The organism is Deinococcus aetherius (assembly GCF_025997855.1).
Classification (GTDB): domain Bacteria; phylum Deinococcota; class Deinococci; order Deinococcales; family Deinococcaceae; genus Deinococcus; species Deinococcus aetherius.
On the sequence record NZ_AP026560.1, the window covers coordinates 1,843,479 to 1,869,375 of the forward strand.

The 25,897-nt window shown below is 71.8% G+C and carries 24 protein-coding genes and 1 pseudogene; 11 read left to right on the top strand and 14 right to left on the bottom strand.

The annotated features are described in order from the left end of the window. Positions 1 to 86: 86 nt before the first annotated feature. From DAETH_RS09245 to DAETH_RS09260, 4 genes are read right to left on the bottom strand one after another with little or no spacing between them, the layout of a single operon-like run. Complete coding sequence (locus DAETH_RS09245) at positions 87 to 779, bottom strand: DUF2259 domain-containing protein (protein WP_264774611.1); 693 nt, start codon at positions 777 to 779, stop codon at positions 87 to 89. Positions 780 to 818: 39 nt separating this feature from the next. After that, positions 819 to 1,346 (bottom strand): hypothetical protein, encoded by a 528-nt coding sequence (locus tag DAETH_RS09250; RefSeq protein WP_264774612.1) that lies wholly within the window; start codon positions 1,344 to 1,346, stop codon positions 819 to 821. 46 nt (positions 1,347 to 1,392) lie between these two features. Further along, the gene (locus DAETH_RS09255) at positions 1,393 to 2,025 is read right to left on the bottom strand and encodes a ComF family protein (protein ID WP_264774613.1); all 633 of its coding nucleotides are present in this window, start codon (positions 2,023 to 2,025) and stop codon (positions 1,393 to 1,395) included. A gap of 1 nt (position 2,026) precedes the next feature. Next, positions 2,027 to 2,551, bottom strand: a complete 525-nt coding sequence (locus tag DAETH_RS09260; protein ID WP_264774614.1) for a hypothetical protein — start codon at positions 2,549 to 2,551, stop codon at positions 2,027 to 2,029. 286 nt (positions 2,552 to 2,837) lie between these two features. Here DAETH_RS09260 and DAETH_RS09265 point away from each other — a divergent pair, with 286 nt between their 5' ends. Beyond that, entirely contained in the window at positions 2,838 to 3,131 is a 294-nt protein-coding gene (locus DAETH_RS09265; RefSeq protein ID WP_264774615.1) for a hypothetical protein, read from the top strand. Between the two features lie 60 nt (positions 3,132 to 3,191). Here the strand turns inward: DAETH_RS09265 and DAETH_RS09270 are convergent, their stop codons facing one another. Then, entirely contained in the window at positions 3,192 to 3,608 is a 417-nt protein-coding gene (locus DAETH_RS09270; RefSeq protein ID WP_264774616.1) for a hypothetical protein, read from the bottom strand. Positions 3,609 to 3,691: 83 nt separating this feature from the next. Between DAETH_RS09270 and DAETH_RS09275 the strand changes: the two genes are divergently transcribed. After that, entirely contained in the window at positions 3,692 to 4,714 is a 1,023-nt protein-coding gene (locus DAETH_RS09275; protein WP_264774617.1) for an imelysin family protein, read from the top strand. After that, positions 4,714 to 7,038 carry an FTR1 family protein gene (locus tag DAETH_RS09280; RefSeq protein ID WP_264774618.1) on the top strand — a complete coding sequence of 775 codons (2,325 nt, stop codon included), beginning with the start codon at positions 4,714 to 4,716 and terminating at the stop codon, positions 7,036 to 7,038. The genes DAETH_RS09275 and DAETH_RS09280 overlap by 1 nt, the downstream gene beginning before the upstream one ends. A 64-nt stretch (positions 7,039 to 7,102) precedes the next feature. On the opposite strand, the gene DAETH_RS09285 is transcribed toward DAETH_RS09280, so the two are convergent. The 5 genes from DAETH_RS09285 to DAETH_RS09305 all read right to left on the bottom strand — a co-directional run bounded on the left by DAETH_RS09285 (position 7,103) and on the right by DAETH_RS09305 (position 12,120). Continuing rightward, positions 7,103 to 9,049: an endonuclease gene (locus DAETH_RS09285; protein ID WP_264774619.1), complete on the bottom strand. Its 1,947-nt coding sequence runs from the start codon at positions 9,047 to 9,049 to the stop codon at positions 7,103 to 7,105. A gap of 60 nt (positions 9,050 to 9,109) precedes the next feature. Then, positions 9,110 to 9,835 carry a hypothetical protein gene (locus DAETH_RS09290; RefSeq protein WP_264774620.1) on the bottom strand — a complete coding sequence of 242 codons (726 nt, stop codon included), beginning with the start codon at positions 9,833 to 9,835 and terminating at the stop codon, positions 9,110 to 9,112. 82 nt (positions 9,836 to 9,917) lie between these two features. Further along, positions 9,918 to 11,210: a serine--tRNA ligase gene (gene serS, locus DAETH_RS09295; RefSeq protein WP_264774621.1), complete on the bottom strand. Its 1,293-nt coding sequence runs from the start codon at positions 11,208 to 11,210 to the stop codon at positions 9,918 to 9,920. Between the two features lie 70 nt (positions 11,211 to 11,280). Then, positions 11,281 to 11,571, bottom strand: a complete 291-nt coding sequence (gatC, locus tag DAETH_RS09300) for an Asp-tRNA(Asn)/Glu-tRNA(Gln) amidotransferase subunit GatC (protein WP_264774622.1) — start codon at positions 11,569 to 11,571, stop codon at positions 11,281 to 11,283. Positions 11,572 to 11,610: 39 nt separating this feature from the next. Next, positions 11,611 to 12,120 carry a hypothetical protein gene (locus DAETH_RS09305; protein WP_264774623.1) on the bottom strand — a complete coding sequence of 170 codons (510 nt, stop codon included), beginning with the start codon at positions 12,118 to 12,120 and terminating at the stop codon, positions 11,611 to 11,613. Positions 12,121 to 12,226: 106 nt separating this feature from the next. On the opposite strand from DAETH_RS09305, the gene DAETH_RS09310 reads away from it, so the two are divergent. Together DAETH_RS09310 and DAETH_RS09315 are read left to right on the top strand one after the other, a co-directional pair. Further along, positions 12,227 to 13,447 carry a toxic anion resistance protein gene (locus DAETH_RS09310; protein ID WP_264774624.1) on the top strand — a complete coding sequence of 407 codons (1,221 nt, stop codon included), beginning with the start codon at positions 12,227 to 12,229 and terminating at the stop codon, positions 13,445 to 13,447. Between the two features lie 14 nt (positions 13,448 to 13,461). After that, positions 13,462 to 14,115 (top strand): nucleoside/nucleotide kinase family protein, encoded by a 654-nt coding sequence (locus tag DAETH_RS09315; RefSeq protein ID WP_264774625.1) that lies wholly within the window; start codon positions 13,462 to 13,464, stop codon positions 14,113 to 14,115. Between the two features lie 243 nt (positions 14,116 to 14,358). On the opposite strand, the gene DAETH_RS09320 is transcribed toward DAETH_RS09315, so the two are convergent. Next, positions 14,359 to 15,447 carry a hypothetical protein gene (locus tag DAETH_RS09320; protein ID WP_264774626.1) on the bottom strand — a complete coding sequence of 363 codons (1,089 nt, stop codon included), beginning with the start codon at positions 15,445 to 15,447 and terminating at the stop codon, positions 14,359 to 14,361. On the opposite strand from DAETH_RS09320, the gene DAETH_RS09325 reads away from it, so the two are divergent. The 4 genes and pseudogenes from DAETH_RS09325 (at position 15,428) to DAETH_RS09340 (ending at position 18,988) form a co-directional block, all read left to right on the top strand. After that, the gene (locus tag DAETH_RS09325; RefSeq protein ID WP_264774627.1) at positions 15,428 to 15,874 is read left to right on the top strand and encodes a hypothetical protein; all 447 of its coding nucleotides are present in this window, start codon (positions 15,428 to 15,430) and stop codon (positions 15,872 to 15,874) included. The genes DAETH_RS09320 and DAETH_RS09325 overlap by 20 nt on opposite strands. Positions 15,875 to 16,041: 167 nt before the next feature. Continuing rightward, entirely contained in the window at positions 16,042 to 16,704 is a 663-nt protein-coding gene (locus tag DAETH_RS09330; RefSeq protein WP_264774628.1) for a phosphoribosyltransferase, read from the top strand. Positions 16,705 to 16,708: 4 nt separating this feature from the next. Further along, positions 16,709 to 18,043, top strand: coding sequence for an erythromycin esterase family protein (locus tag DAETH_RS09335; RefSeq protein WP_264774629.1), 1,335 nt, complete (start codon positions 16,709 to 16,711; stop codon positions 18,041 to 18,043). Between the two features lie 76 nt (positions 18,044 to 18,119). After that, a pseudogene (locus DAETH_RS09340) lies at positions 18,120 to 18,988 on the top strand (IS5 family transposase). A gap of 176 nt (positions 18,989 to 19,164) precedes the next feature. On the opposite strand, the gene DAETH_RS09345 reads toward DAETH_RS09340, so the two are convergent. From DAETH_RS09345 to abc-f, 3 genes are all read right to left on the bottom strand, one after another. Further along, complete coding sequence (locus DAETH_RS09345; RefSeq protein WP_264774630.1) at positions 19,165 to 20,367, bottom strand: IS701 family transposase; 1,203 nt, start codon at positions 20,365 to 20,367, stop codon at positions 19,165 to 19,167. A gap of 129 nt (positions 20,368 to 20,496) precedes the next feature. Next, positions 20,497 to 20,865, bottom strand: coding sequence for a DUF402 domain-containing protein (locus DAETH_RS09350; protein ID WP_264774631.1), 369 nt, complete (start codon positions 20,863 to 20,865; stop codon positions 20,497 to 20,499). 77 nt (positions 20,866 to 20,942) lie between these two features. Then, positions 20,943 to 22,817, bottom strand: coding sequence for a ribosomal protection-like ABC-F family protein (gene abc-f, locus DAETH_RS09355; protein ID WP_264774632.1), 1,875 nt, complete (start codon positions 22,815 to 22,817; stop codon positions 20,943 to 20,945). Between the two features lie 57 nt (positions 22,818 to 22,874). Here abc-f and DAETH_RS09360 point away from each other — a divergent pair, with 57 nt between their 5' ends. Together DAETH_RS09360 and DAETH_RS09365 are read left to right on the top strand one after the other, a co-directional pair. Continuing rightward, the gene (locus DAETH_RS09360; RefSeq protein WP_264774633.1) at positions 22,875 to 24,386 is read left to right on the top strand and encodes a FecR family protein; all 1,512 of its coding nucleotides are present in this window, start codon (positions 22,875 to 22,877) and stop codon (positions 24,384 to 24,386) included. Then, positions 24,370 to 25,833 carry a sensor domain-containing diguanylate cyclase gene (locus DAETH_RS09365; protein ID WP_264774634.1) on the top strand — a complete coding sequence of 488 codons (1,464 nt, stop codon included), beginning with the start codon at positions 24,370 to 24,372 and terminating at the stop codon, positions 25,831 to 25,833. Before DAETH_RS09360 ends, DAETH_RS09365 begins: the two co-directional genes overlap by 17 nt. Positions 25,834 to 25,897 lie beyond the last annotated feature (64 nt).

Below are 25,897 nucleotides of genomic sequence, written 5' to 3' on the forward strand. Positions count from 1 at the left end.
TTGAGGGGACTTGCAAAGCTGCGAAGCAGAGGTGGCCCGAAGGGCCGGACTCGCAGAGCTGCGGAGCAGAGGGGGAAGGGCGCCGCTCACCGCAGGGTGGCTGCCACGACCACCGGCTCCGCGTTCGGCCCCTCGAAGCCCGGGGTATAGGCGCGCAGCACGAAGACGGCGCGGTTGCCCCGCACGTACACCCGTTCCAGGGCGTAGCGGGCGGCGCACTCCCGGCTGGCGGGCAGCCCCCGGTCGAGGTGAAGGGTTTGCCCCTTCACGTCCAGCGTGAACCCGGCGGGCTCCTCACCGGGGGGCAGCAGGTCCGTGGAGCGGCAGGGGGAGGGCAAGGAACGCACGCTGAGCCGCACCGGCACCGGGCGCGTCCACAACCGGACGGGGAGGGTGGCGCTCGTCCCGGCGCGCAGCCCCTCGGTCCACACGGGCGCCTGAACCGGGGAGGGGCGGGTGAACACGGGGCGGGCCGTTTGCCCGGGCGTCAGACCGTTCCGGGCGAGGAGGGCACGTTCACGGCGGAGCAGGGACGCGACGACCTCCTCCACCGTTCCCGTCTGGGAGGTCGCCGACACCTCGCGCAGGGTCCGGCCCGTTCCGGTCTCCACCACCGTCAGGCCCGCCGTGCTGAAGCCGCTGCCGTCCTGCACGCCACCCGTGACCACCAGGGCCCGCGTGCCGTCCGGCGAGAAGGTGACGCGCCGCACGCCCTGGCGGTTCCCCGCCTCGGCGAAGGGAGTGAGGGCGAGCAGGGCCAGCAGCAGGAGGCGGCGCATACTCCACCGTACCCGGTCCGGCGGCGGCGGGTCGCGGCCTCAGGACCGGAAACGGAGGCTGGCGAGCACCTGGCTGAAGAGGGCGCTGCTCCCCGCATAACGCTCGGGCGTGTCGGTCACCTGGAAGGAGTAGAGGTTTTTCGCCCCGTTGCCGAACCAGATCCGCACGCGCACGGAGGTCTGCGCGCCGGTGATGAGGTATTCGCGCTCGACGCCCTTCACGCCGCCGTAAGTCACGTTGCGGCCCCGGAACAGCTTGAGCTTGCCCCCGGTCTGCGCCACCCCCGCCTCGAAGTTGCGGAATTCCTGCTTGAGTTCGGGGGTCTTGCCGTTCTTGGATACGAACAGCAGGCGGATCAGGGCGGCGGGCGGCGTCTTGGACGACACGACGCTCACGCCGCCCGTGCCGTCGTTGAAGTTGGCGCCGAACCACCCCTTGGGCAGGCTCACCGTGAAGGGCAGCTTGGGGTCCGTGAAGGGCACGAGCGTCTGGGCGCCCGCGCGGCCCGTGAGCCCGCTTCCGAGCAGGCTGACGGCGGCGAGGGCGAGGGGGAGCGGGGACTTCATACCCGGCACCGTAGCGCACCCGCATGAGGGACCGTTGCGGCGGAAGTCAGCGGGCGACCACCGCGAAGCGCACTTCCCGGACCCCCGCCGCGTGCAGCGCGTCCCGGCACGCCAGCAGGGTGCTCCCGGTCGTCATCACGTCGTCGAGCAGCAGGACCGGGCCGGAGGGCAGGCGGCGCGGGTCGGCGGCGAAGGCCCCGGCGAGGTTTCCCGCCCGCTCGTGCGCGTGGAGGCGGGCCTGCTGTCCGGTCGCGCGGGTGCGGCGCAGGGCGGGGACGGCGGGCACGTTCAGCGAGGCGGCGACGGCTCCGGCGAGAAGGGCGGCCTGGTTGAACCCGCGCTCCCGCTCGCGGGCGGAGTGTAGGGGCACGGGGACGACCGAGCGGACGTTCCACCCCGCCGGAACGCCAGCGGCCAGCGCCCCGCCAAGGGCACCCGCCAGGTCTCGCGCGCCGCCGAACTTCAGGGCGCGCACCGCCCGCCGGGTCACCCCCCGGTAGGGCCCCAGGGTGACGAGGTGCCCCTCGGGACGCAGCCACAGCGGCGAGTACACCTCCACCCGGGGCACGAGCCGGGCGCGGCACGCCGGGCACAGCCCCGCCTCCCGCCCGAGCTGGGCGTCGCAGCCGGGGCAGGGGCGGGGAACGAGGGCGCGCAGCAGGCCCGCGACGGCGCCCACCCTAGACCTGCCCGGCGGCGGCGAGTTCGTCCACGAAGAGGGGCGGCGTGGTGGCCTCCACCCGCCTCCACACGCCCGCCAGGGCGTCGGGGTCGAGCATGGGCGCGGCGAGGGTGAGACAGGTCAGGTGGTGGGCGCACACCAGCCGCACGCCCGTGTCGCCCAGCCGCCCCTTCTCGGCGGGGGTGAGCAGGGCCGCGAAGGCGTCCGGGTCGCCGAGGGCCGGGTGGCTGCCCTGGCGGATCGCCGCGCGCAGGAAGGCCGCCACCTCGGCGGGGTTGAGCCAGAAGCCGAACATCAGCTCGTCGGAGAGGGCGTCGAGGCGCTGCATCCGCGCTGCGTCCAGGCCCTTTCTCACCAGACCCCGCGCGAGGTCCTGCCGCTCCAGGCGCCGGGCGGCATACCCGGCGAGGGTGAGCGGTTCGCCCGGCGGCGCCACCCGGCCCCCCACGGCGGCGCGCAGGCGGTACGCGAGGACGTACCCCTGGAATTCGAGCAGCATCTCGTTCACTCCGCCTGGCGTCACGCCGGGCATTCTAGGAAGGCGGGGGCGCGCGACACCGTGAGCGGTCGCCCGGAGTGGCCTCGCCCGGCGAAATCCTCAAGCCCAGGGGCCCAACCCGCCGGTCGGTCCCGGGAGAGGATGCCCATTCATCCGGGCTTAAGGGGTGCTCCCGGTGGGGGCCCGACGGGGGAGGCGGGACAAAGGCCACTAGGCGGGCCCTTAGGCTGGACCGGACGTGACAGCTCACGAGGTCCGGGCCGCAGGGTGGCACCGGGCGAAGCTGTCTCGTGTGAAGGGGTGAAGACGAATGCAGCTCATCAGGCGGGCCCACCAGTTCGAGTACCGAGACCACCGGGGCGTGGACCGGGTGGGCGTGGTGGACGTGTGGACCAGCGCCCAGGGCGACGAGGCCGTGCTCGTGCTACGCGATCTCGTGCAGGCCGAGACCATCGAGCACGCCCGGCGGGCCCTCCACACCCTCACCCACACCTGGCTGCCCTACCTGCTGCGCCCCGACGCCAGCCTCGCCGTGCTCGTGCTGCGCCCCCGCGAGGACGAGGACGCCAAGGCGCGCGGTTTCGTCCTGCCGCTGAGCGCGTAGGGGCGGGGGAAAGTGAACGGGGCCGTTCCTGAAGAGGTGCGGCCCCCGCGCTTTCTCACGCTACTCCAGCACGTACTTCACGCCCTCCTCGAAGGCCACGCTCCCCACCGACGAGCGGGGCAGGACGGCATTCCGGCGCCACGGCATCCACTCCGTCGCGCCCGTGGTCGAGCGCAGGAAGCCGTGCAGGCCGACCTCGACGCTGCGCGCCTCGCCCTGGAGCCACGCCGCGAGCAGGGCGCGCACAGCCTCCCGGTCGCGCAGGGGGCCGGTCAGCCGGGCGGAGGGCACGGGCCCCCCGGGGTCGAGGTGCGGAGCATACAGGTCCACCGTGAAGCCCTCGGCGGGCCGCAGCACCGTCAGGGCCTCCTCACGCGGCAGGGGGCGGGCGAAGGTCACGTGCAGGTCGAGGTCGAAGCCGCGCACCCCCTTGTCGGTGCGGCTGCTCGGTTGTCTGGGGTTGGGGGGCAGGGTCATGCGGGCAGGGTAACGCCGCGCGGCGAATGGGGCGTGGAGACCAAATCTTGACTAAATTACTCGGGATGTTCAGGATTGGGGGTATGAAGTTGTTCCCCATCCTTCTCACGCTGACCCTGGCGGGCGGAGCGCAGGCCGCCTCGCTGGGCGGCGTCAAGACCTACCTGGGCGGCAAGCTGGGCGTGCAGGCCGCCGGGACCGCCGGGCTCGTGCGGGGTGCCGACCGCTACTACGCGCTGGCAAAGGCCGCGAACTTCGACTACAAGCAGCTCGCCGCGCAACCTGGCCCCGTGCGCGCCGCGTTGCAGGAGGCCCGCGCTGGCTGGACGAAGGCGAGCCCGGCCTACGAGGACATCGAGGGCATCGTGGCGGGGGTCGAGGCCCTCAGCGACTTCGACCTGATCCTCGACGCGGGCACGAGCGCCGCCGAGGGGGGAGAGGACGTGGTGCCCTTCGACCTCAAGCTGCCCGACGGCAAGGTCCTCGCCAAGCCCGGCAACCTCTTCGGGGTGAACGAGGCGGCCCTGTGGGGCACCGTGAGGACGTTCGGGAGCGGGGTGCCCTTCGACGTGGACGGCAATGGGAAGATCGACTTCGGGGACGGGCTTCCCGACGCGAACGTGCTGAAGGCCGCCGCCGCCGAGCTGAACCGGCAGACGCTCGCCCTGCGCAAGGCCGCTGCCGCCTGGACGCCCACCCGGGCGGACGTGTTCGGGGCGCTGGCGGGGAACGTGCCCACGGTGGGCCCCGTGTTCTTCGAGAACTGGAAGACGAGCCGCTTCGTGCTCGGCGAGCGCAGCAAGCGGACCGACTTCGTGGTGATCTCGCGCCTGTCCGACCTGAGCGGCAACGTGCGCTCCTGGCAGGCGATGTACGCGGGCCTGAAGCCGGACGTGCGGGCGAAGAACGCCGCGCTGGACGCCCAGATCACCTCGGGGCTGAGCGACCTCGCCGCCTTCGTGGCCCGGCTGGAGCGGCTGGAGCGCACCCGGCGCTTCACGCCCGAGCAGGCGGACACCTTGCAGGAGGAGGCGCAAAACCGCGCGACCGCAGTCACCGGTCGCCTGACCCAGGCCGCCGCCCTCCTCGGCGTGAAGGTCGAGTGATGTCCCGACTGGCCCTGATCGCGGCGCTGGGCCTCGCCGCCCTCTCCCCCGCCGTGGCCGCCGACTACGCTGGTCCTGCCGAGACGCTGCGCTCCCGCCTCGCCGACGCGCAGATCGAGGTGACCTTCGACCGGGCGCAGGCCGCCGGTCTGGTGCGGGAGGCGGGGCTGGCCGCCGCCGAGTTGCGCCCCGCCCTGGCCGCCGTGAATCCCAAAGCCGCCGGGGACGTGGAGGCCGCCCTGAACGACGCAGTTCGTGCGGCAAAGGCAGGCGACGAGGCAGGACTCGCCGCCGCCCGCGCCCGCGCCTGGACCGCGCTCCTGGGGGGCACCTACACGGGACTCGAAGCGAGCATCCGGTCCGGGGACGCCGCCTCCGCCCGCGACTGGCTGGCCGCCCGCGAGTTCCGCACCGCGAGCGCCTTCACCCGGCTGAGCGCCGACGCCACGGGGGCGGTCGAGGCGCTGGGGGCGGGGAAGCTCACCCCGCAGGCCACCCTCGAAGCCGTGCGCGCCGACGTGCTCGACGGTTACCAGGCGCGACTGGGCGGGGCGCTGCGTGACCTAGAGACGGCGCAGGCGCGAGGCTGGCGCACCCGGAGCGCCGAGCAGGCGGCCCTGGCACGGGGCTACTTCGCCCTGCTTGCGCCCGCCTACCGGGAACAGCGCGGAGCGGAGCGACTGGCCCGCCTGGAAGCCGACCTCGCCGCCCTGCCCGCCTCGCTCCCCCGCGTGCAGGCCGACCTGGGGGGCTTCCGCGCCGCCCCCCTCTCCGCCGTCGAGCTTCGGGCGCGGGCGGGGCAGGTCACCCGCTTCCTGGCGCTCGTGCCCGTGGAGTACGGGCGGGGCGTGAAGCTGAGCGGCGGGAGCCCGGTCGTGACGAGCGACCTGGAGGTGACGGAGGCCAGGACCTTCCTGACGGGAGCGCGGGCCGCCTTCACCGACCTCGCGCCGCTGCTGCCCCGGGGGGCGGACGCGGCGGGCCTGCGGGCGGGCTTCGCCGGGCTGGAGGCGGGCCTGAACCGCGCCGCCGCGCACGACGGCGCCCCGGCTCCCTCCAGCATCGAGGCGGACGTGAACGCGCTGCTCGGCCAGGTCAGAACGGCCTTCCCCGCCGCATGGCAGGCGCACGACGCCAGCGCCGACCTCGGCGTGATCCGCACCCAGCTCGACGCAGTGGTCTCCGCCGCTGAAGGAGGCGACTGGGCCGCCGCCGAGACCGCCCGGCTCGACGCCTACGCCACGTTGGAGAGCGGCGCCGAGGCGAGGATCGCCGTCTTCGCCCCCGACCTCAAACTGCGGCTCGAAAACCTCTTCTGGAACGGTCAGCGCCCCGACGGCCTCGCCCGCTTGATCCGCGAGCGGGGGACACCCGCCGCCTTCCGCGAAACCCGGGCCGCGCTGGAGGACGGCCTGCGCGAGACCGCCCGGATGTTGGGCACTGAGGTCGCTCCCGCCGCCGTGGCAACGAACGCGGGCGTGATCGTCTTCCGCGAGGGGCTGGAGGCGGTCCTCATCCTCGCCGCGCTGATGGGCAGCCTGCGCCGACCGGAGGTCAAGCATCTGCGCCGCCCGATGTGGCTCGGCGCCGCCGGGGCTTTCCTCGCCACCGCCGTCACGTGGTTCGTCCTCAGCGGCACCCTGGGCCTCTTTGCCCGCTACGGCGAGAAGCTGGAGGCGGTCGTGAGCGTCATCGCCATCGCCGTGCTGCTGCTGATCATGAACTGGTTTTTCCATCAGGTGTACTGGACCGACCGCATGGCCGCCTTCCAGAAGCACAAGCACGGCCTGACGGTGGGCGGGGTGGCGCAGACGGGGCAATGGATCGGGCTGGCGGTGCTCGGTTTCACCTCCATCTACCGGGAGGGCTTCGAGACGGTGCTGTTCCTGCAATCGCTGGTGCTGCAATCGGGCGCGGCCCCGGTCCTGACGGGCACCGGGCTGGGCCTGGTGAGCGTGATCGGCGTCGGCGTCCTCGTCTTCGCGCTGCAAGCCCGCTTGCCGATGAAAAAGCTCCTGGTGTGGACGGGCATGATGATCTGCGCGGTGCTCGCGGTGATGGTGGGCAACACCGTCCACGTGCTGCAACTCGTCGGCTGGTTCCCCGTCCACCCGCTCGGTTTCGAGTTCCCCTCGTGGGCGAGCCTGTGGCTGGGTGTGTACCCGACCTGGGAGGGAATCATCGCGCAGGTCGTCGCCGCCGTCGCCGTGGTGGGCAGCTACTTCGCCGCCGAAGCCGTCAAGACGCGGCAACTGGAGGCCAAGCGGCGCGAGGCGAGTCAGGCGGCGGGAGCGGGGGCGGGGGCGGCGAGCACTCAGCCCTGAGCGAGACTCGAAGGGTCAGGCCGGGCACTCCCACCCGGCCTTTTCCTTTTGCGCGAGGACGTGGCTACCTGCCCAGCCCCTCCGTGAAGTCCACCTCCGCCCCCCACTCCGGGTGGTCGATCAGGGGGTTGCGGTTGCCCTGCCTCTCGAAGATCGCCGCGTTGCGGTGGCGCTCCCAGTCGCCGGGCGGGTCGGCCCCGTGCCACGCGAGGAGGGTCTGGAGGTGCCGCTCCCCGTACTGGCGCACCACGCCGGGATAGCGCAGCAGGAAGTAGAGGGTCGCGCGGGCGGCGGCCCCCTTGCCGTGCGCGGGCTCGAACTCGCCGGGCTCGCGCTTGCCGCAGTCGCTCCGCAGAACCTCACCGTAGTCGGGAAAGTCGAAGTACGGCGTGTTCCCCCGGAACGAGTTGCAGCCCGGTTCGCAGGCGAAGAGGTGGTGCAGGTCGCCGCGCATGGGCTCGCGCCCCCCGAACCACGACTGGGGGACGACGTGCTCGCAGTTGTAGGGCAGGGCGTCCTCCAGGGCGTCCACGCTCAGCCCCTCCCGGGCAGCCAGGGCGAGGCGACGCTCCCGCGCGGTGCGGTCGGCTTTGATCAGTTCCTCCGGCGCGTGTTCTCGGGCGGAGTACAGACTCCGCAGCTTGCCGTCCGGCCAGAGGTCCACCCAGGGGTACACCTCGTCCGCCGGATCGTAGCCGGGCGTGCGCGCGTGGGTCCGCCTCACGAGTTCCGCGAGGGCCAGGAAGCGGGCCTGGGGCGTCCCCCCGGCCGGGAGGCCAGCGTAGTAGCTCGCCGCGTGTGCCTCGTCCTCGGGGTCGAGGTAGGGGCGCTCGGGCGGGAGGGGCCTTCCACGCTCCTCCCCGCCCACCCGCAGCCGCAGGGTGACGGGCACGCTCGCCACGCCGTCCGGGCCGACGCTGAGGGCGCCGAGGTCGAGCACACGGGCGGCCTCGGTCAGGGGGGACGAGGGGGAGGAGGCGACGGGTGAGCCCACCACGGGCGGACGGTTGGCGGCGAGCACCTCCGCCACCAGCACGTTCCCCGCCGCGTCCGCCCGGGTGCGCAGGTCCTCCACGATCCGGCTCACCCTCACCCCCTCGTTGGCGATCCAGTCGATGACGGTGTCGGGGTCGCCGGGTTTGGCAGGCTGACCGTCGCGGCGGAGTGTCCGGCCCTGGCTGTCCGTGCGGGGCACGCCGCTGTGGTGCAGGGCCACGACCTCCCAGGTGTCGTTGAAAACGGGGCTGCCGCTCGACCCCGGCGCGGTGTCCGTCTCGTAGTGCAGGAAGTCGGGGAGGAGGTCCACCAGCCGGTTTTCCCGCAGCGCGACCTGCTTGGGCTCGCCCGAGGGGTGCTGGACGATGCTCAGCGCCTCGCCGACGAGCACCTTGCCCACGGTGCCGAAAAGGGGCAGCCACCCGAAGGCGGAGGTGTCCCCCCTCACCGCCACGAGCGAGTAGTCCAGCGTGTCCGAGGTCAGAAAGAGCGTGTCGGGGTCGAGGCTCAGGGTCACCCGGTCGGTGAGGGTGCCGTCCGCGCGCAGCTCGTAATTGAACTCGATGACCGAGGGGCGGGCGTCCTCGGCGCCCTCCAGCACGTGGTGGTTGGTGAGGATGGCGCGGGGGCCGCACAGCCAGCCCGTGCCGTACCCTATCGTGCGGCCCCCCTCGCTCCGCAGCACGACCCGCCCCACCGCCCGCGACGCAGCCCGGGCGAGGTCGAGGTAGGCGACGCCGAGCAGGTCGTTCGTGCCCAGCACCCGCTCCAGCCCCAGGCGGGTGGCCTCGGGGAGGCGGGCGGCGACCGTGGGCACGTCCTCGTGGCCCTCGACGAGGGCGCGGGCGTCGGGCAGGGGCACGCCGAGGCGGGTCAGGCGGGTCAGGGCGCGGGCCTCCGTGTCGGCGACGAGCGGCCCGCCCACGCTCAGGCGCTCACGCGTGCCCGCCCGCTCGGAATCACGGCCGGTAAACCGGGCCTGCGTCTGGGCCAGCAACTCACGCGGAATGTCCATAGGCGTAGGGTAAGGGCTGGGCGGTGAGGAGGCGGGCACGTCAAAGGCCGGGAGGCGGGTTCAAAAGGGCGCGGCGGACAGCGGAACGCCGTTGTACCGCCAGGGAGTGGCGGGCGTCGTGTCCCCGCCCTGCACGACGAGCTGCCACTTGTTCTCGCCCAGGTACTTCTCGGTGATGGAGACGGTGTTCCACCCCTTGCGCAGGAAGACGTTGATGGACGAGCCGCGTGCCCAGGTGGAGGCAGAAGCGTCCCACGGCCAGTATTTCCCGGTGCAAGACTTCTGGCCGCTGATCCGCACGTCCCGGTCCACGTAGACGAGCACGACCTGGGTCTCGCCCCGTGAGCGCAGCAACATGGGGCTCGGGGGGACGGGAGACGTTTGAGGCACCAGCGCCCGGGACTCACTCGCGGCAAGGTTCAGGCCGCTCACCCGGTAGGCCCGGGCAGCCTGAGCCGAGAACGTCAGGGTTCTGAGCGAGCATGCCCGTTCCTCGCCCCCACCCGGTGCGGGCAGCAAGACGTCCTCCACTTCCGCCAGAGAGAGGGGAGCCGGTTGCGCCGAAACGCTCAAGGTGCCGTCCGACCGCACCAGACCCACGGTCGTCTGCCCGACCAGGACCGGCGCCGTCTGTCCCGCCGTCCAGTTCTCGACGTCGCCCGAAAACTCCAGGGGTTCGCCCAGCGCACTCTCGCGCAGGGGAGGAAGTTCCTCGGGAGTCACCACGCCCACGCTCTGGCAGGCGGCGAGGACCAGGGGCAACAGCAGCATCGGGAGGCGTTTCACCCCCTCACGGTACAGAACCTCTTCCGTTTCCGGGGCGAAGGTGCAGCCCTCCGCTTCGGCGGCGAGGTCAGCCCCGGACGGGCTATGCCGTGGCCTCCTCCCGCACCGGCACCCCCAGCCGCTCGCGCCCGCCCAGGTAGGGGCGCAGCGCCTCCGGCACCCGCACCGTGCCGTCTGAGAGCTGATGGTTTTCGAGGAGGGGTACCAGGATGCGAGGGGTGGCGATGCCCGTGTTGTTCAGGGTATGGGCATACACCAGCTTGCCGTGCTCGTCGCGGTAGCGCAGCCCCGTGCGGCGGGCCTGCCAGTCCCCCAGGTACGAGCAGGAGTGCGTCTCGCGGTAAAGGCCCTCGCTGGGCACCCAGGTCTCGATGTCGTACATCAGCACCTTGCCCGCGCCCATGTCGCCCGTGCAGTTCTGGACGACCCGGTAGGGCAGTTCGAGGGCCCGCAGCATCGCCTCGGCGTTCTCCAGCAGCACGCCGAACCAGCGCAGGCCCTCGGCCTCGTCCGCGCGCGTCATCACGTACTGCTCGACCTTGCGGAACTCGTGGACCCGGATCAGGCCCCGCACGTCCCGCCCCGCCGACCCCGCCTCCGAGCGGAAGGCGGCGCTGAGGGCGGCGTAGGTCATCGGCAACTGATCCAGCGCCAGTTGCTCGCCCGCGTAGAGGCTGTTGACCGGAACCTCCGCCGTTCCCGCCAGCATCAGCTCGTCTCCCTCGATCTTGTAGACCATATCCTCGCCCCCCGGGAAGTGGCCCGACCCAACCAGGGTGTCGGGGCGCACGAGGGAGGTCGTGCTCAGGGGCGTGAGGCCGCGCCCTTGCAGAAAGTCCATGGCGAACATCAGCACGGCCATCTCCAGCAGCACCGCGTCCCCCTTGAGGAGGTACGAGCGGCTGCCGCTCACCCGCGCCACGCGCTCGGGGTCGGCCCAGCCCTGGCGTTCGAGAATCTCCACATGGTCGAGGGGCGGGAAGGTGAACTCGGGAATCTGCCCTTCGCGGCGCAACTCGACGTTCTCGGAGTCGTCCTTGCCCACCGGGACCGAGGGGTGGGGGATGTTGGGCACGCGGAGGAGCAGTTGCCGGAGGTGGTCCTCGTGCGCCCGCAGGGAGGGCTCCAGCGCCTTGATCTCCTCGGCGAGGTCTTTGCCCCGCTGGATGAGAAGGGGGCGGTCCTGCGGGGTCGCTTTCGGCACCTGCTTCGCGTTCGCGTTGCGCTCGGTCTGGAGGGCTTCGACACGCTGCTTGAGTTCCACGAGTTCGCGGTCCACCCGCAGCAACTCGTCGAGGTCGAGGTTCACGCCCTTGACCAGGGTGGCGTGTTTGACGGCCCCGGCGTTCTCGCGGATGAACTTGAGGTCGAGCATCACCGCCTCCAGAGACGCGCGAACGCGAGCAAGAAAAGCGAAGGGCCGCCCCTGAGTCTCAGGCCACTCATCAGTCCTGCTCCACCGTTCGCGGCACCCGCACGAAGCCGTCTTGCATCTCGGGGGCGAGGGCGGCCACCACCTCGGGGGCGAACCTCTCGCCGGGCACGTCCTCGCGCAGCACGTTCACGAGGTCCACCGGGCGCTGCATCTCCTCGACGCCCGTGGTGTCCACCTCGCTCAGTTGCTCGAAGTAGCCGAGGATGTGGTTGAGGTCTTCTCGCATCGCCCCCCGCTCCTCGTGGGTGAGTTCCAGGCGCGCGAGCTGCGCGAGGTATTCGACTTGGGCCGCGTCGATCATGGACAGGAGTATAGGGGCGACTGTGGGGACGGGCCCGGGTTACTCGCCCACGAGGTTGAAGCTCCCCCGCACGCTCACGCCCCCGCCCAGGTCGGCACCGAACTCCCCGCGCAGGCGGCGGTTGCCCACATGCTCGTATGGGCCCAGCCTCGCCTGCCCCGTGTAGGTGAGGGGCGCGTCTCCCGCTCCGCCCGGCACGACGAGGAGCACCTGGGCCTGGGTCTCGCTCGTCCGGTCGGGCACGCGGGAAGGTGTGGGTCTGCCCGGAACGGCGGGAGGCTGCGGCGCCGGGGGACTCGTCACCTCGAAGATCGTCAGGGCCAGGGTCGCCCGCCCATCCGTGCCCGGGCAGGCGAACGAGTTGCGCTCGGAGAGCATGAGGGTCGTGCCCCCCTGCCGCGCGACCAGGGCCGGGTTGCAGTCGAAGGAGAGGACGCCGCCCGGCGTGCGGGCCGTGGCGGTGAGGCGGGCGTCCCAAGTGCGGACGGGGACCGGGGCGCAGGCCGCGAGCGTCAGGGCGAGGGGGAGGAGGGGCGCGAGCCTGTTCATGGTGGGCCTACCCTAGCGGGAAAGCGAGGGGCGGCGGGGCGCATCCGCCCGCCTTCGGCCAAAGGGCGGACGCAACCCGGTCCCCGCTCGGGGCGTACTGTGGGCTATGAGCGACTCCAAGCCCGATCCCCTCACCCCCCCCGAGTCCCTGATGAAGGCCCCCGAGGCGGTGCCCCCGGTGCAGGCAGGTGACGCCCCCGAGATGGTGCCCCTCTCCCCCGAGGACCGGGCGCGGCTCGACGCGATGGCGCGGGCCTTCGTCGAGGACGTCTTGAAGGCGGGCACCCACGGCGAGACCTTCAAACGCAAGCTCGACTCCGTTCATGACCTCGGCCTCATGGAGCAGCGGGCCGCCGCCCAGGTTTCGAACCGGATGCTGGAGCGTCCCCTGCGGGCGACGAAAGCGGGGGCACTCGCAGAGGGCAGTTCCATCCTCAAGGGCCTGACCGACCTGCGCCGCACGGTGGAAGACCTCGACCCCAGCCGCGCGCCGACCGCCCGGCGCTTTTTCGGGAAGCTGCCGGGGGGGCGCAGGGCGCAGAACGCCCTCGACCGCTACCAGAGCGCGCAGGCTCACCTCAACGCCATTCTGGAGGCGCTCTACCGGGGCCAGGACGAGCTGCGGCGCGACAACGCGAGCATCGAGACCGAGAAGGTCCACCTCTGGGAGACGATGCAGAAGCTGCGGCAGTACGCCCACGTCGGCAGGGCGGTGGACGACGCCCTCACCGTCCGGCTCAGCACCCTGGAGGCCACCGACCCGGAAAAGGCCCGCGTCGTGCGCGAGGAGCTGCTGTTCGCGGTGCGCCAGCGGGTGACGGACCTGCTGACCCAGCTCGCGGTGGGGATTCAGGGCTATCTCGCGCTCGACCTCGTGCGGCGCAACAACCTCGAACTCATCAAGGGGGTGGACCGGGCGACGACGACCACGGTGAGCGCCCTGCGCACCGCCCTGATGGTCGCCCAGGCGCTCGGCACCCAGCAGGCCGTGCTCGGGCAGGTCACGGCTATCAACGAGACGACGGGGAACATGATCTCCTCGACCGCCAGCCTCCTGCGGCAACAGTCCACCGAAATTCAGCGCCAGGCGGGCAGCGCGACCGTCAACCCGGAAGTTATTCAGGCCGCCTTCCGCGACGTGTACGGGGCGCTCGACGCCATCAGCACCTACCGCACCCAGGCCCTCGACCGCTTCAAGGACACCATTCAGGTCCTCGACCGCGAGGTCAGGCAGGCGCAGACCTACCTCGACCGCGAGCGGCAGAGCGCGTCCCGCGAGGTGGCGCAGGGATTGAACGTGACGGAGCAGGGGGACCTGAAGCTCTGAGCACTCGGCGGACGTTGCTGCACCGCCTCGCCGCTCAGCTGGACGCCCGGCCCGCCGCACCCGTGCTGCGCGTGGCGATAGACGGCGTGGACGGGGCGGGCAAGACGACCTTCGCGGACGAGCTGGCCGGGGTGCTGCGGGAGCGGGGCCGTGCCGTCATCCGCGCCTCCGTGGACGGCTTCCACGCACCCAGGGCCGTGCGTTACCGCCTGGGCCGCACCTCTCCCGAGGGCTTCTACCGTGACTCCTACGACCTCGCGGGACTGCGGGCGGCGCTGCTCGACCCGCTGGGGCCGGGCGGCTCGCTGACATACCGGACAGCGATCTTCGACCACGTGACCGACTCCCCCGTGGACACCCCGGAGCTTCGGGCGGCGCCCGGGAGCGTCCTCCTCCTCGACGGGCTGTTCCTGCACCGTCCGGAGTTGCGGGACGTGTGGGACGACTCGGTCTTCCTGCACGTGGACTTCGCGGTCTCGGTGCCGCGCGGGGCCGCTCGTGGGCCGGGCTGGGGTTCCCCCGACCCACTCGCCGAGTCCAACCGCCGGTACGTGGAGGGCAACCGGCTGTACTTCCGCGAGGCGGAGCCGCGCAGGCACGCGGGCGTGGTGGTGGACAACAACGACCTGGAGGCTCAGTTCCTCGTCGAGGGGTCGTCCGTGTCCTGAGCGTGCCGCTTCCCCAATACGTTCTCACCTTCTTCATGCCTGCGGGCTGCCGCGAAGGTGGCATCTTCGTTCGGACGTGGCGAGGGCCGGATTCGGGTCGCATTTGCCCGGCCCGGTCTGGCCTATAACGGCTGTCAGTCCACCGACGCGGAGGTCCGCTATGTACTGGAAGGAGAACTGGAAGGAGGCCGTGGCCCTCTGCCTCATCGCCGCCCTGATCACCGTCGGCATCCTGCTCCTCGGTCAGCGGATGTCCTGGTGGGTCCTCACCCCGGTGAACGCCGGGCCCCCGGTCACGTATCCCGTGACCACCCCCGAGGAGACGGTGCCCGAGGCGCCCCTCGCCGCGACGCCGCTCGACGACGAGACTCTCACTGAAGAGAGCGTCCTCCCGCAGGAGCCCGCGACGGTCCCGACGGCCCCCGTGAGCCCGAGTCCTGCAGAGCGCCCCCAGGCGAGCACGGCGGCGTCCCGGGCGGCGAACGACACGGCCAAGCCCGCCTCCCCCGGGGTGGTCATCACCCGCGAGTCGGCGAAGCCCACGGCGGCGGCTCCGTCTGCCCCCGCGCGAACCGCCGGCCCCGTGTCCGTCCAGCCCTCCCGGGAGAAGGTGACGGCCGAGTCCACGGCCCCCACCGCCGCGCGCCCGACGCAGACCACGGCGACGCGGCCTGCGCCCCGGGCCTCCACTCCCCCGGCGGGGCCGGAAGCTCTTCCCACCGCGCCCACGGGGACGACCCGAACCCCCGCGCCCTCCCGTCCGGCGAACGCCGCCCCGACGGCCGCGCAACTCGCGGGCCCCGAGGCCGTGCCCACGACGGCGGCTTCCCGGATCGCCACCGCCCCCGCGTCCCGCCCGGCTTCCCGGACCTCTGCGCAGACGCAGGCCGCTACGCGTCCGGGGAGCGTGGGCACGGCGACGCGCCCGAGCGCCACGACCCCTGCCCCCCGCACCCAGACGTCCCGGACCAACCCGCAAGCCGCCACGCGCCCGGCGACCCCCGCCACCGTGAGACCCCCGGGTGCCGCCTCCACGGCCTCGCGGACTCCGGCTCCCCGGACTGCCCCGCAGGCCACCGCGCGCTCGGGGGGCCAGACGGCGGCGACCCGTCCGAACGCCGCGACAGCCGCGCCACGGGCTCCGGCCACCCGACCCACCCCGCAGGTGGCCGCCCGGCCCGCCAGCCCGGCTCCCGCGAGTGTTCCCACGGCCGTCGCGCCCCGGCAGACCCCGGCGAGCCCCGCCCCGGCCGTTCCCGTCCCCCAGGGGCCCGGGGCCGTCGCCCGGAGTGCGGCGCCCGAGGCTGTCCCGGTGCCCCCGGTCTCTGCCACCCTCGGGGGGGACGCGTCGCCCTCCACGCCGTCCGCGCCCCGGGGGCCCTCACCCGAAGCTCCGGCGGCGGGGACCCCCGCTTCGGCGCCCGCCGCGCCCCTGGCGCGTGGGCGCGAGCTGACCACACTGCTGTACCAGGACCGGCTGGGCGAGCTGTGGTCGACCTTCCTGCCCTCCGCCCGGGCGCCGTGGGGCGACCTCCCGGCCTTCGAGGCGTTCCGGGCGGAGGGGCGCGACACGTACGGGCCGGAGGCGAGCCTCCTCCACGAGGCGGTCATCGAGGACGACGGCGTGACCTCCTACGTGCGGACGGTCACCTTCGAGGGAGACCCCAACAACGAGTGGACGCTGATGTTCAGCTTCGACGCCCAGGGCAACGTGTCGCACTTCGAGATTGCGGCGGCCGACGCGGTGCCCCCGCAGTAACCACGGGCTCCGTCACCCAGCCACGAAAGCGCCCCTCCCGGGGCGCTTTCGCCTGTCGGGCCCTTGAGGTGTCGGGGCGCCGGGCATGAACGCCCTGCCAACGGGGCATGAAGTCGAGCCCGCTGGCACGGGGCGGGAGGGGCGCCCAGAATCGGAACGAGGTCCACATGGCCCAGAACCGCTTGCTCGACCGCCGGGACGCGGGGCGGCGCCTCGCCGAACGCCTGCTCGCCCAGGGCGGATGGCCGGGGGCGACCGTGCTCGCCCTTCCGCGCGGCGGCGTGCCCGTGGCCTTCGAGGTCGCCCGTGCCCTGCACGCCCCCCTCGACGTGTTCCTCGTCCGCAAGCTGGGCCTGCCCGGCTACGAGGAGGTGGCGATGGGCGCCATCGCGTCCGGCGGCGTGCGGGTGCTCAACGAGGAGTTGCTAAGCCGTGTCCAGGTGTCCCCCGAGGCGCTGGAGGCGGCCGAGCGGCGGGAACGCGCGGAGCTGGAGCGCCGCGAGCGGGCCTACCGCGAGGGCCGTCCCCCCGTCCCGGTCACGGGCCGCACCGTCATCGTGGTGGACGACGGGCTAGCGACGGGCGCGACCATGCGGGCGGCCCTCCTCGCCCTGCGGCCCCTCGCTCCCGCCCGGGTGGTCGTCGCCGTGCCGGTGGCGCCCCCCGAGGTCTGTCAGATGCTCGAAGCCGAGGCAGACGAGGTGGTCTGCCTCCTCGCCCCGCCCCACTTCCAGGCGGTCGGCCAGTTCTACGACGACTTCCGCCAGACGACCGACGACGAGGTGCGCGAGTTGCTGACGCTCGCCGCCCTCCCGCCCACACAGGAGTGAAGGCATGACCCGTCCCCAGAGCAACCTCGTTCAGGCCCTCCGCGATGTGATCCGACCCCTGACCGGCGCCTCGAACGACTACGACGCCCTGCTTGATGGCGTCGGCGAGGCGCGCTTCGTGCTCATCGGCGAGGCGTCGCACGGCACCCACGAGTTCTACCGGGAGCGGGCGCGGCTGACCCGGCGGCTTATCGAGGAACGCGGCTTCACGGCGGTCGCGGTCGAGGCCGACTGGCCCGACGCCTACCGGGTGAACCGCTTCGTGCGCGGTCAGGGCGAGGACGGGAGCGCGCTGGAGGCCCTGGCCGACTTCGGGCGGTTCCCCAAGTGGATGTGGCGCAACGAGGACGTGCAGCATTTCGTGGACTGGTTGCGGGACCACAACGGGCGCCGTCCCGGGGAAGAGGCGGGCTTCTACGGCCTCGACCTCTACAGCCTGCACCGCTCGGTGCGGGAGGTCATCACCTACCTGGAGGCGGTGGACCCCGAGGCGGCGGGGCGGGCGCGCAAACGCTACTCGTGTTTCGAGCACTTCGGCGAGAACCCCCAGGCCTACGGCTACGCCACCGAGTACGGCCGCCAGGAACCCTGCGAGGACGCCGCCGTCGCGCAACTCCTCGAACTCCAGCGCCGGGAGGCCGAACTCGCGCAGGGCCCGCTCGGCGGCGACGAACACTTCTTCGCCGAGCAGAACGCCCGCCTCGCCAAGAACGCCGAGAACTATTACCGGGCGATGTTCCGGGGCCGCGACGAGTCGTGGAACATCCGCGACCGCCACATGGCCGAGACGCTGGAGGCGCTGGTGGAGCACGGCGAGGGGCAGAGCCGCCCCCAGAAGATCGTCGTCTGGGCGCACAACTCCCACCTGGGAGACGCCCGCGCGAGCGAGATGGGCTGGCGGCGGGGCGAACTCAACCTGGGGCAACTCACCCGCGAACGCTGGCCGGAAGAGACGTACATCGTCGGCCTGAGCACCCATCACGGCACGGTCACCGCTTCCGATGACTGGGACGAACCCGCCCGGACGAAACGCGTGCGCCCCGGCCTGCAAGGCAGCCTGGAGGACCTGTGCCACGAGGTCGGCGAGCCGGGCTTCTGGCTCGACCTGCGGGGGCAGAACGCGGCGACGGACGCCCTGCGCGAGGAGCGGCTGCAACGCTTCATTGGCGTGATCTACCGCCCCGAGACCGAACGCTGGAGCCACTACGTCCACACCCGCCCCGCCGAGATGTACGACGCCCTCCTCCACTTCGACGAGACGAGCACGGTGGTGCCCCTCGACCCGGACACGGGAGATGCGCAGGACGAGGTGCCCGACACCTACCCGGCAGGGCTATGAGATGGAGGATTAAGAGCCTATCCGGGAAGTGTAGTAGGGTGGGGTCTTGACGACGACGCAACCGCACCAAGAGCAGATAGACGACCAGAAGACCCTGTGGGAAGTGCCGGACGAACTGTGGGCGCGGCTGGCGCCTTTACTGGTGATCGACAAGCCGAGGAAGAAGCAAGGTCGTCCCCCACGGGACGACCGGGCCATCTTTAACGCCCTGATCTGGCTGGCCCGCACGGGCAGTCAATGGCAGCAGATTCCGCGCCACTACGCGCCCAAGTCCACGGTGCACGAGCGCTTCACCGCCTGGGTCGAGCACGGCTGTTTGCAGCGGGCGTGGGCCGTACTCCTGGGGGAGTACGGCCAGGAACTGGGGATCGAGTGGGAGTGGCAGGCCGCCGACGGCAGCATCGTCAAAGCGCCGCTGGGAAAAAGGGGGCCACCGGAGCGCCGCAGGCGACCGGCAGCAACCCCACTGACCGAGGCAAAGCTGGCTGCAAACGAACGCTCCTGACCGATGCCCAGGGCATCCCCCTGGCCGTGGTGCTGTGCGGGGCCAATCGGCACGACAGCATGAAGCTCGCCGACGTGTTGCAAGCGGTCGTCATTCCTGTTCCTGCTCCACGGGAGCAGGAACAGCGCCATCTGGTCCTCGACCGTGGCTATGACACGCCGGCTTGCCGTGAACTCGTCGTCCAAGCGGGCTTGATCGCGCACATTCCGCCCAGAGCCAGTCAAGAACGGCCCCTTCCTGCGCCGGGAGACCCGGCGCGTCATCCTCCTCGACGCTGGGTGGTGGAAGTGAGTCATGCTTGGTTGAACCGTTTTCGTCGCTTACAGACTCGCTGGGAGAAGCGCCAGGACCTCTACCTCGGCTTTGTCCAACTGGCCGCCTGCCCCATCATCTGGCGCAAACTGGCTCCCGTCGCCCACCCCCACACACTTCCCAGATAGGCTCTAATACTACAGCCGCAGTTAGCGGGAGGAGAGCCAGCGTTGTTGGCGGCGCCTGTGGCTTTGCCGGGCTCGTGCTTGGTGAAGTCGGCGCCACCAGGACCACCTCCACACCAGCGCTTTTGACTTGTTCTGCGGCAAGACCAAGAGCAAGAGGCGGCGCACTTCGGGCACGGTTAGCGGGATGAGGTCTTGGTCGGTCGCCGACCCCCCTTTTTCTCGCGGGCAGCGACCACGGTCAGGAAGGCGTGGGCCAGCATGGCCAAGGTGATGTGCCGATACCAGCCCACCCACGAGCGGACCTCGTACTGATCGAGGCCCACCTCACCCTTGGCCATCTCGAACGCGACCTCAATAGCCCAACGTGATCCAGCAGCTCGCACGACCTCTGCCAAGGTCGTGCTCGACGGAGCGAACGAGATGTAGTAGGCGAGGTCGGTCGGGTCCTTGAGCGAACGACGAGCCAGGACCCAACGCTGGAACCCGGCGGGCAGGATCGGCCCGAGTCCCGCCGCCACGGCGGGACCCATCAACTCGGTCACACTCACCCATGCCCAGTCGAACAGCCGCTCGCCCTTACTGCCTGAGCCCGCACTCAAGGTCTGCCACTGGTGCGGCTCAAACTGCCCAGCAAGATCGGCCACATGAAGTTGTGCCGGACCGCCCTGCTGCCAAACCCACACGTGGAAGTTGGCAGCAACTTCCAGGACGTAGGGCTGCTGTCGCTGTTCGAGAACGTCTCGAACGTTGTAGGCCGAGTACACCGCATCGCCCGTCACCCAGGCGGCGTGAACGCCGCCGTCGAACGCTCGCCGGAGCATGGCGAGCGCAAGTTGTGGTTTGGTGGCCGCAGTGATGCTGTCGGGAATGTTGGCCGCGGTCCGACGGGCAGGGTCGTCGATCCAGGTCTTGGGCAAAAAGAGTTCCCGGTCGATCAGGGCCGTGCCATTCGGCGTCGCGTAGGCCAGGAAAACGCCGATCTGGCAATTCTCGATTCGACCAGCGGTCCCGCTGTACTGCCGTTGAACCCCGACGGATTTGGTGCCTTTTTTGAGGAAGCCGGTCTCATCGAGGACGAGGATCGCCTCAGGCGTTTGGAGATGATCCAGCACGTACTCGCGCAGGTCGTCACGCACGACCTGCGCGTCCCACTGCGCGGTAGACAGTAAGCGTTGCACCCCATCCGGGGTGTGTTCACCGATCCGCTCGGCCACTTGCCAGCCGTTCTTGCGTTCGACGGGACTCAGGAGGGCCTGTACGTAGGCCAGGGCACGCTGACGCTGTTCACTGCGGGCAAACCGAGGGGCGATCCGTTGGTGGAGCGTGCCGAGGTCTGCCGACCATTGGTGCGGACGAGGAGGTGCGCTGGAACGCGGCATCGCTAAGTCTACCGCTCCTTAACTGCGGCTGTAGTACTAAGCAGGAGGAGAGGTGACGTAACGGCGAATCACGTCCAGCAGCCCAAACGCCTGGGTGGTCAATTGCGATTGGGCGGAGTGGGCCTGCGCCTAGGCGAGAGTGGCTTCCTCGGCGGTGATCAGCCCTCGGTGTAGAGCTTCTTCCAACTCGTCTACATCGATGATTTCTGCCCTGTGCACCCGCCACGTCCCGTCTAGCTCCACCGTACAGAGGGCGACCACATCCAGGTACAGGTCATTGATCCACGGCACACCTGCCGTGTCCAAACCGGATTCCCGAAAGATGTCCACATACAGTTGGACGGGCGTCCCCCGAGCATCCATTTGCACCTTGAGGGCGTGGTGACCCGACGCGGGGATGAAGTCCACCCAGCGGTAGCCGCTGTCCAACACGCGGACGGTCTGCCCGAACAGCAGAATATCCAGCGGTGTGGCTCCCTGTCCGGGGCTATAGTCCACGATCACCCCACCTGGAACCTCGACCAACCGTTGCGAGCCCGATCCAAACCAAGCTACGTAATCGTTCCCCTTGCGCTTCATCCCCCCCGCGCCTCCACCTCCGCCTGTTTCTCGCCCCAGGCCTCCATCTTCGCCTCCAATTGCACTTCGAGGTCGTGCGCGGCCCTCCCCAGCGTGGCGAAGTCGGCGCCCGGCGGGGCGGAGGCGAGCGCGGCCTGGGCGTCCATCAACTCGGCCTCCAGCCGGGCGATCTCGGCCTCGATGGCCTCCACCTCGCGCTTGAGGTGCCACAGGCCCTTGCCCTTGGGGGCGGCGGGAGCAGCCCTGGGCTCGGGCTTGGCCTCTGCGGTCTGCGCCGGGCGGTGTTTGGCCTTGTAGTCGGCCCAGCCGGGATACTCGTAGAACACCCCGTCCTCGATCAGCCAGATGCGGTCGGCCAGCCCCTCGATAAAGGCACGGTCGTGGCTCACCATGACCAGGGTGCCCGTATAGGCGTCCAGGGCCTCCTCCAGCGCCTCGACCATCTCCATGTCGAGGTGGTTGGTGGGCTCGTCGAGCACGAGGAGGTTGTGGTCCTCCTGCGCGAGCTTGAGCAGCGCCAGGCGGGCCCGCTCGCCACCCGAGAGGATGGACGCCGGTTTGTCGTGCTGTTCGTAGGGGAACATGAAGGTGCCGAGGAGGTCGTGGGCCTCGGGGTCCTTCTGGACGTACTCGCGCGCCACGTCGTAGAGGGTCTGCGAGGGGTCCACGCCGCGCAGCGCCTGGTCGTAATAGCCGACCGAGACGCGTGCACCCGTCATCACCCGGGCGCGGGGGTCGTCGGACGGGTCCAGGCCCAGCAGGGCGCGCAGCAGGGTCGTCTTCCCCGCCCCGTTGCGCCCGATGATCGCCACCCGGTCCCCCCGGCGCAGTTGGACATTCACGTCCGCGAAGAGGGTCCGGCCCCCGACGCGGCGGGTGACATGGCGGGCGTCGAGCACCACGTCGCCGCTCTCGGGCGCGTGGAAGGTGATGCGGGTGGTGCGCTCCTCGGGGGGCGGGGCACTCGTCGCGCGGGCCTGCATCCGGTCCACGCGGGCCTGCATCGCCTTGGCGCGGCGGGCGAGCTTGCTCATCCCCAGGCCCCAGACCTTCATGCGGTCGGCGCTCGCCTGGAGGGAGGCGATCTGTTTGGCGTCCTGCGCGGCCTGCGCCGCCTGCCGCTCCAGGTCGGCGGCCAGGGTCTCACGGAAGGTGGAGTAATTGCCGGGGTAGACCTTGAGGCCCCCGCCCCGCAGGTACGCCGTCTCCCGCGTCACCGCGTCGAGGAAGGCGCGGTCGTGGCTGATGGCGAGGACCGCCCCGGGGTAGCGGGCGAGAAAGCCCTCCAGCCACTCGACCATCACGATGTCGAGGTGATTGGTGGGCTCGTCCAGCAGCAGCACATCCGGGTTCTCGACGAGGAGGGCGGCGAGGCCGAGACGGGTGCGCTCCCCGCCGGAGAGGCCGCTCACGGGTTCCCCCTCCCGTCCCCGGAAGCCGAAGGCGAGGGTCACGGCCTCGCGGCGGCTGCGGCGCTCGAAGCCGCCCCGGCGGGCGTAGTGTTCGAGTACCGCCTCGTGGCGCAGGACGCTCTCGGGCGTGCCGTCGGCCATCGCCCCGGCGGCCCGCTCCAGCTCGGCCTCCAGCGCGTCGAGGTCGTGGAAGGCGGCCTCCAGCACCGCCTCCACCGTCGCCCCTGGCGGGAAGGTGGGGTCTTGCCGCAGGGCGCGCACCCGTACGCCGGGGGCCCGCCTGACCGTACCCCCGTCGGGGGGGGTCTCGCCTGTGAGCAGCCTCAGCAGGGTGCTTTTTCCGGCCCCGTTGCGGCCCACCAGCCCCACGCGGCTCTGCGGCTGGACGGCGAAATTCACCCCCGACAGCACGGTCAGCGGTCCGTATTCCTTGGTGGCGTCCACGGCGGCGACGAGCACGCGGGGCAGTATACGTGCTTCTTCTCGTTTGTTTAGTTTCCCTTTAGACTGGGGGGCGTGAGAAGAACCGCCGCCTGGACGGGCCTCGGCGCCCTCTTCGCCCAGGGACTCCTGGTTGGAGGACTGGCCCAGGCCGCCTCCCCGGCGGGGGCGCCGCTGCGGGTGCAGTACCTCTCGGGCCGCGCCGAGGTGCTGGGGCCGGGCAACGTGTGGCGGGCGGCGAGCGGCACCCCCGCTGTGCCGTTCGGCCTGCGGGTGGGCACCGGGCGGGCGCGGGTCACGGGCTCCGGGGGGCAGGTCACGGGCAGCGTCCTGCTGGCGAGCGCCTCGCGGCTGGGCGTGATCGGGCAGGAGGCCAACCTCCAGGAGGGGAATTTCCTGCTCGACGGCCCGGTCGCCGTCCACGTGCGGGGCCTCCACGCGGTGATGGACCGCCCCGGCCGGGCGCGGGTGGACCTGCGTGGGAACATCACCCGCCGCGTCGCCGTGATCGCGGGGAGCGTGCGAGTGGCGCTCCCCGGGCGCGTCGTCACCGTGAACGCCGGGCAGGGGCTCGACCTGGCCTCGGGGGCGGTCACCCCCTTCCGCGAGGACGACCCGTGGTACGCCGCCCAGTTCACCGGGACGGGCGACGCGACCGTGCAGGCCACCCGGGGGACCGTGCGGGTGGTGCGCGGCGCCGAGAGCCGCTCCGCCGACCGGGGCGAGACCCTCGACCCCGGCGAGCGCCTCGCCACCGGGGAGGGCTCGTGGGCGGAGGTGGGCTTCACGGGGGGCGGGGGCTACCTGCGGCTTCAGTCCCACAGCGAGCTGAGCGCCATCGGGGCGGAGGGGGCGGGGCCCGGCCGCGAGGTCACCCTGCAACTCACGCGTGGGAGCGCCTGGAACGTGGTGCCGGGGGGGCCGAGTGCTCCGGGGGGTCTCCAGCTTCGCACTCCGGTCGTGAGCACCGCCGCCCGGGGGGCGGAGTTCCGGGTGGACGCGGGCGGGCGGGTCAAGATGCTGGGGGGGGACGAGGCGGCGCCCGCCGGGGAGCCCGCGCCGGGGAGCCTGGCGGGAACCGTCCCCGCCTCCCGCTCCCTCACCCTGCAACTCGACCCGCCCCCCGGGCCCCTGCGGGAACTCAGCCTCTCGGCGCGCAGCCTGCCCGACGCCCGGGTGACGGCCACCGTCGCGGGCCGCCGGGTCACCCTGACCCGCCAGGGCGACCGCTTCCGGATGGGGCGGCTCACCCCCCCCCTGCCGGAGGGCACCTACACCGTGCGGGTGAGCGCCGAGCGGGCGGGCCAGGCGGCGACCCGCTGGCAGACCGTCGTGATCGACCGCACGCCCCCCAATCTGAGTGCCCTGCGCGCCGTGAGGGCAGGCAACGTGCTCACCCTGACGGGGACGGCCCGGGACGGGGGCGCGGGGCGGGTGACGCTGACGGCGCGGGGGGGAGACTCCACCTTCACCCGGCAGGTCTCGGGCGACTTCCGGCTGCTGCTGCCCGCCCCGGCCCCGGGAACGCCCCTGCGCGTGACGGTGCGGGACGAGGCGGGAAACGAGAGCTATGCCGACCTCCCCTGAGCGTTCGCTGGCGCGCTACACCGTTCCGGCCGCCGCCGTGCTGGGGCTGAGCCTCGCCCTGCTGCTGCCCACGAACGAGCGGCTGTGGGACGCCGTGAACCGGGCGCTGCCCTCCCCCCCCGACCCCCGGGTGGTCGTGGTCGGCATCGACGACGCCTCGCTGCGCGACTACGGACGGCTCCCCGGCTGGCCGCCCGAGCTGTACGCGGAGGCGCTGCGGACCCTCGACGAGGCGGGGGCGCGGGCCGTCGGCCTCGACGTGCTGCTGGAGGGCGTGGGGAACTCGGGCCCGGTGCTCGCGGGGACCTTCTCGCGGCCCAACGTGGTGCTCGCCACCGCGCCCGGCGAGGCGAACGAGGTGCCCCCCGGGTGGACCGCCCCCACCGGCGTGAGCGCCCTGAATCTCGGGCCGGGCGGGGTGGTGCGCTCCTTCCAGACCGCCTACGCGACCGGGAACGGGCGGCTGGAGCCGAGCTTCGCACGGCAGGTGGCGGTGGCGGCGGGCGAGCCCGCGCCGCTCGACGAAAGACCCCGCCCGCTGCGCGCCGTCAAGGCCGAGTCCGGCGGCCTGCCGGTTCTCCCCTTCCGAGACGTGGTGAACGGCAACGTGCGCTTCGCGGACCTGCAAGGCAAGGTGGTCCTGATCGGCCTGACCGCCTCCGGTCTGGTCGGCCCGAGCCTGAGCGACGTGAGCGGGCAGGCGGTGCCCGGCGTCCTTCTCCAGGCGCGGGCGGTGTCGAGCCTGCTCGGGCCCCCCTTCGTCTGGCTGCCGATCTGGCTGACCGCCCTGCTGTGCGTGGCCGCCGCCGTGGGCGCCGTGCTCGCGCGGGGGCTGTGGGGCTTCGGGATCGCGCTCGTCACGCTGGGGCTGGCAGTGCCGCTGTGGCTCGTGAACGTGCTCTTTCCCGGCGTCACCGTGTCGGTCGCGGCCATCCTGGGCAGCGCCCTCGTCGCCCTGGAACGCTGGTGGAACCTGCGCAACCTCGGCACGCGCGATCCCCTCACCGGGCTGGGCAACCGCCTGGCGTTTACCCGCGCCGTCGAGCACCGCTGGCCGGGCCGCGAGGGGAGGCCGCTGGGACTCCTCCTCGTGGACCTCAGCGGCTTTCGCAAGGTGAACGAGGTCTACGGCCGCGCCGCCGGGGACGAGGTGCTGCGCGACCTCGCGGGCCGCATCGGCTCGCACAAGCGCCGGGGCGACGTGATCTTCCGCTGGGGCCCGGACGAGTTCGCGGTTCTCCTCGACAACACCGACAAGCACGACCTCGCCCGCATCAGTGCCTCCATGCGCGGGGCCCTCGACGCCCTCACCTACCGCGACGTGCCGCTCAGCGTCAGCTTCGGCGCCGCCACCACCGACTCCGAGGTCCGCTCCCCCGAGGAACTCATTGAGGCCGCCAGCCGCAGCCGCTACCGGATGAAGTACCGGCGGGAGCAGAGGGAGTAGGGAAGCGGTCAGCCGTCAGCTTTCAACAGTCAGCAAGAGAACAGAAGAAAAGCCGCCAGCATCT

Excerpts from the sequence above, each read along its gene's own strand:
- DAETH_RS09335 (WP_264774629.1), top strand. The coding sequence starts at position 16,709 with ATGACCCGTCCCCAGAGCAACCTCGTTCAGGCCCTCCGCGATGTGATC.
- DAETH_RS09245 (WP_264774611.1), bottom strand. The coding sequence starts at position 779 with ATGCGCCGCCTCCTGCTGCTGGCCCTGCTCGCCCTCACTCCCTTCGCC.
- DAETH_RS09250 (WP_264774612.1), bottom strand. The coding sequence starts at position 1,346 with ATGAAGTCCCCGCTCCCCCTCGCCCTCGCCGCCGTCAGCCTGCTCGGA.
- DAETH_RS09365 (WP_264774634.1), top strand. The coding sequence starts at position 24,370 with ATGCCGACCTCCCCTGAGCGTTCGCTGGCGCGCTACACCGTTCCGGCC.
- DAETH_RS09310 (WP_264774624.1), top strand. The coding sequence starts at position 12,227 with ATGAGCGACTCCAAGCCCGATCCCCTCACCCCCCCCGAGTCCCTGATG.
- DAETH_RS09270 (WP_264774616.1), bottom strand. The coding sequence starts at position 3,608 with ATGACCCTGCCCCCCAACCCCAGACAACCGAGCAGCCGCACCGACAAG.
- DAETH_RS09305 (WP_264774623.1), bottom strand. The coding sequence starts at position 12,120 with ATGAACAGGCTCGCGCCCCTCCTCCCCCTCGCCCTGACGCTCGCGGCC.
- DAETH_RS09285 (WP_264774619.1), bottom strand. The coding sequence starts at position 9,049 with ATGGACATTCCGCGTGAGTTGCTGGCCCAGACGCAGGCCCGGTTTACC.
- DAETH_RS09345 (WP_264774630.1), bottom strand. The coding sequence starts at position 20,367 with ATGCCGCGTTCCAGCGCACCTCCTCGTCCGCACCAATGGTCGGCAGAC.
- DAETH_RS09330 (WP_264774628.1), top strand. The coding sequence starts at position 16,042 with ATGGCCCAGAACCGCTTGCTCGACCGCCGGGACGCGGGGCGGCGCCTC.
- DAETH_RS09275 (WP_264774617.1), top strand. The coding sequence starts at position 3,692 with ATGAAGTTGTTCCCCATCCTTCTCACGCTGACCCTGGCGGGCGGAGCG.
- DAETH_RS09280 (WP_264774618.1), top strand. The coding sequence starts at position 4,714 with ATGTCCCGACTGGCCCTGATCGCGGCGCTGGGCCTCGCCGCCCTCTCC.
- serS (WP_264774621.1), bottom strand. The coding sequence starts at position 11,210 with ATGCTCGACCTCAAGTTCATCCGCGAGAACGCCGGGGCCGTCAAACAC.
- DAETH_RS09265 (WP_264774615.1), top strand. The coding sequence starts at position 2,838 with ATGCAGCTCATCAGGCGGGCCCACCAGTTCGAGTACCGAGACCACCGG.
- gatC (WP_264774622.1), bottom strand. The coding sequence starts at position 11,571 with ATGATCGACGCGGCCCAAGTCGAATACCTCGCGCAGCTCGCGCGCCTG.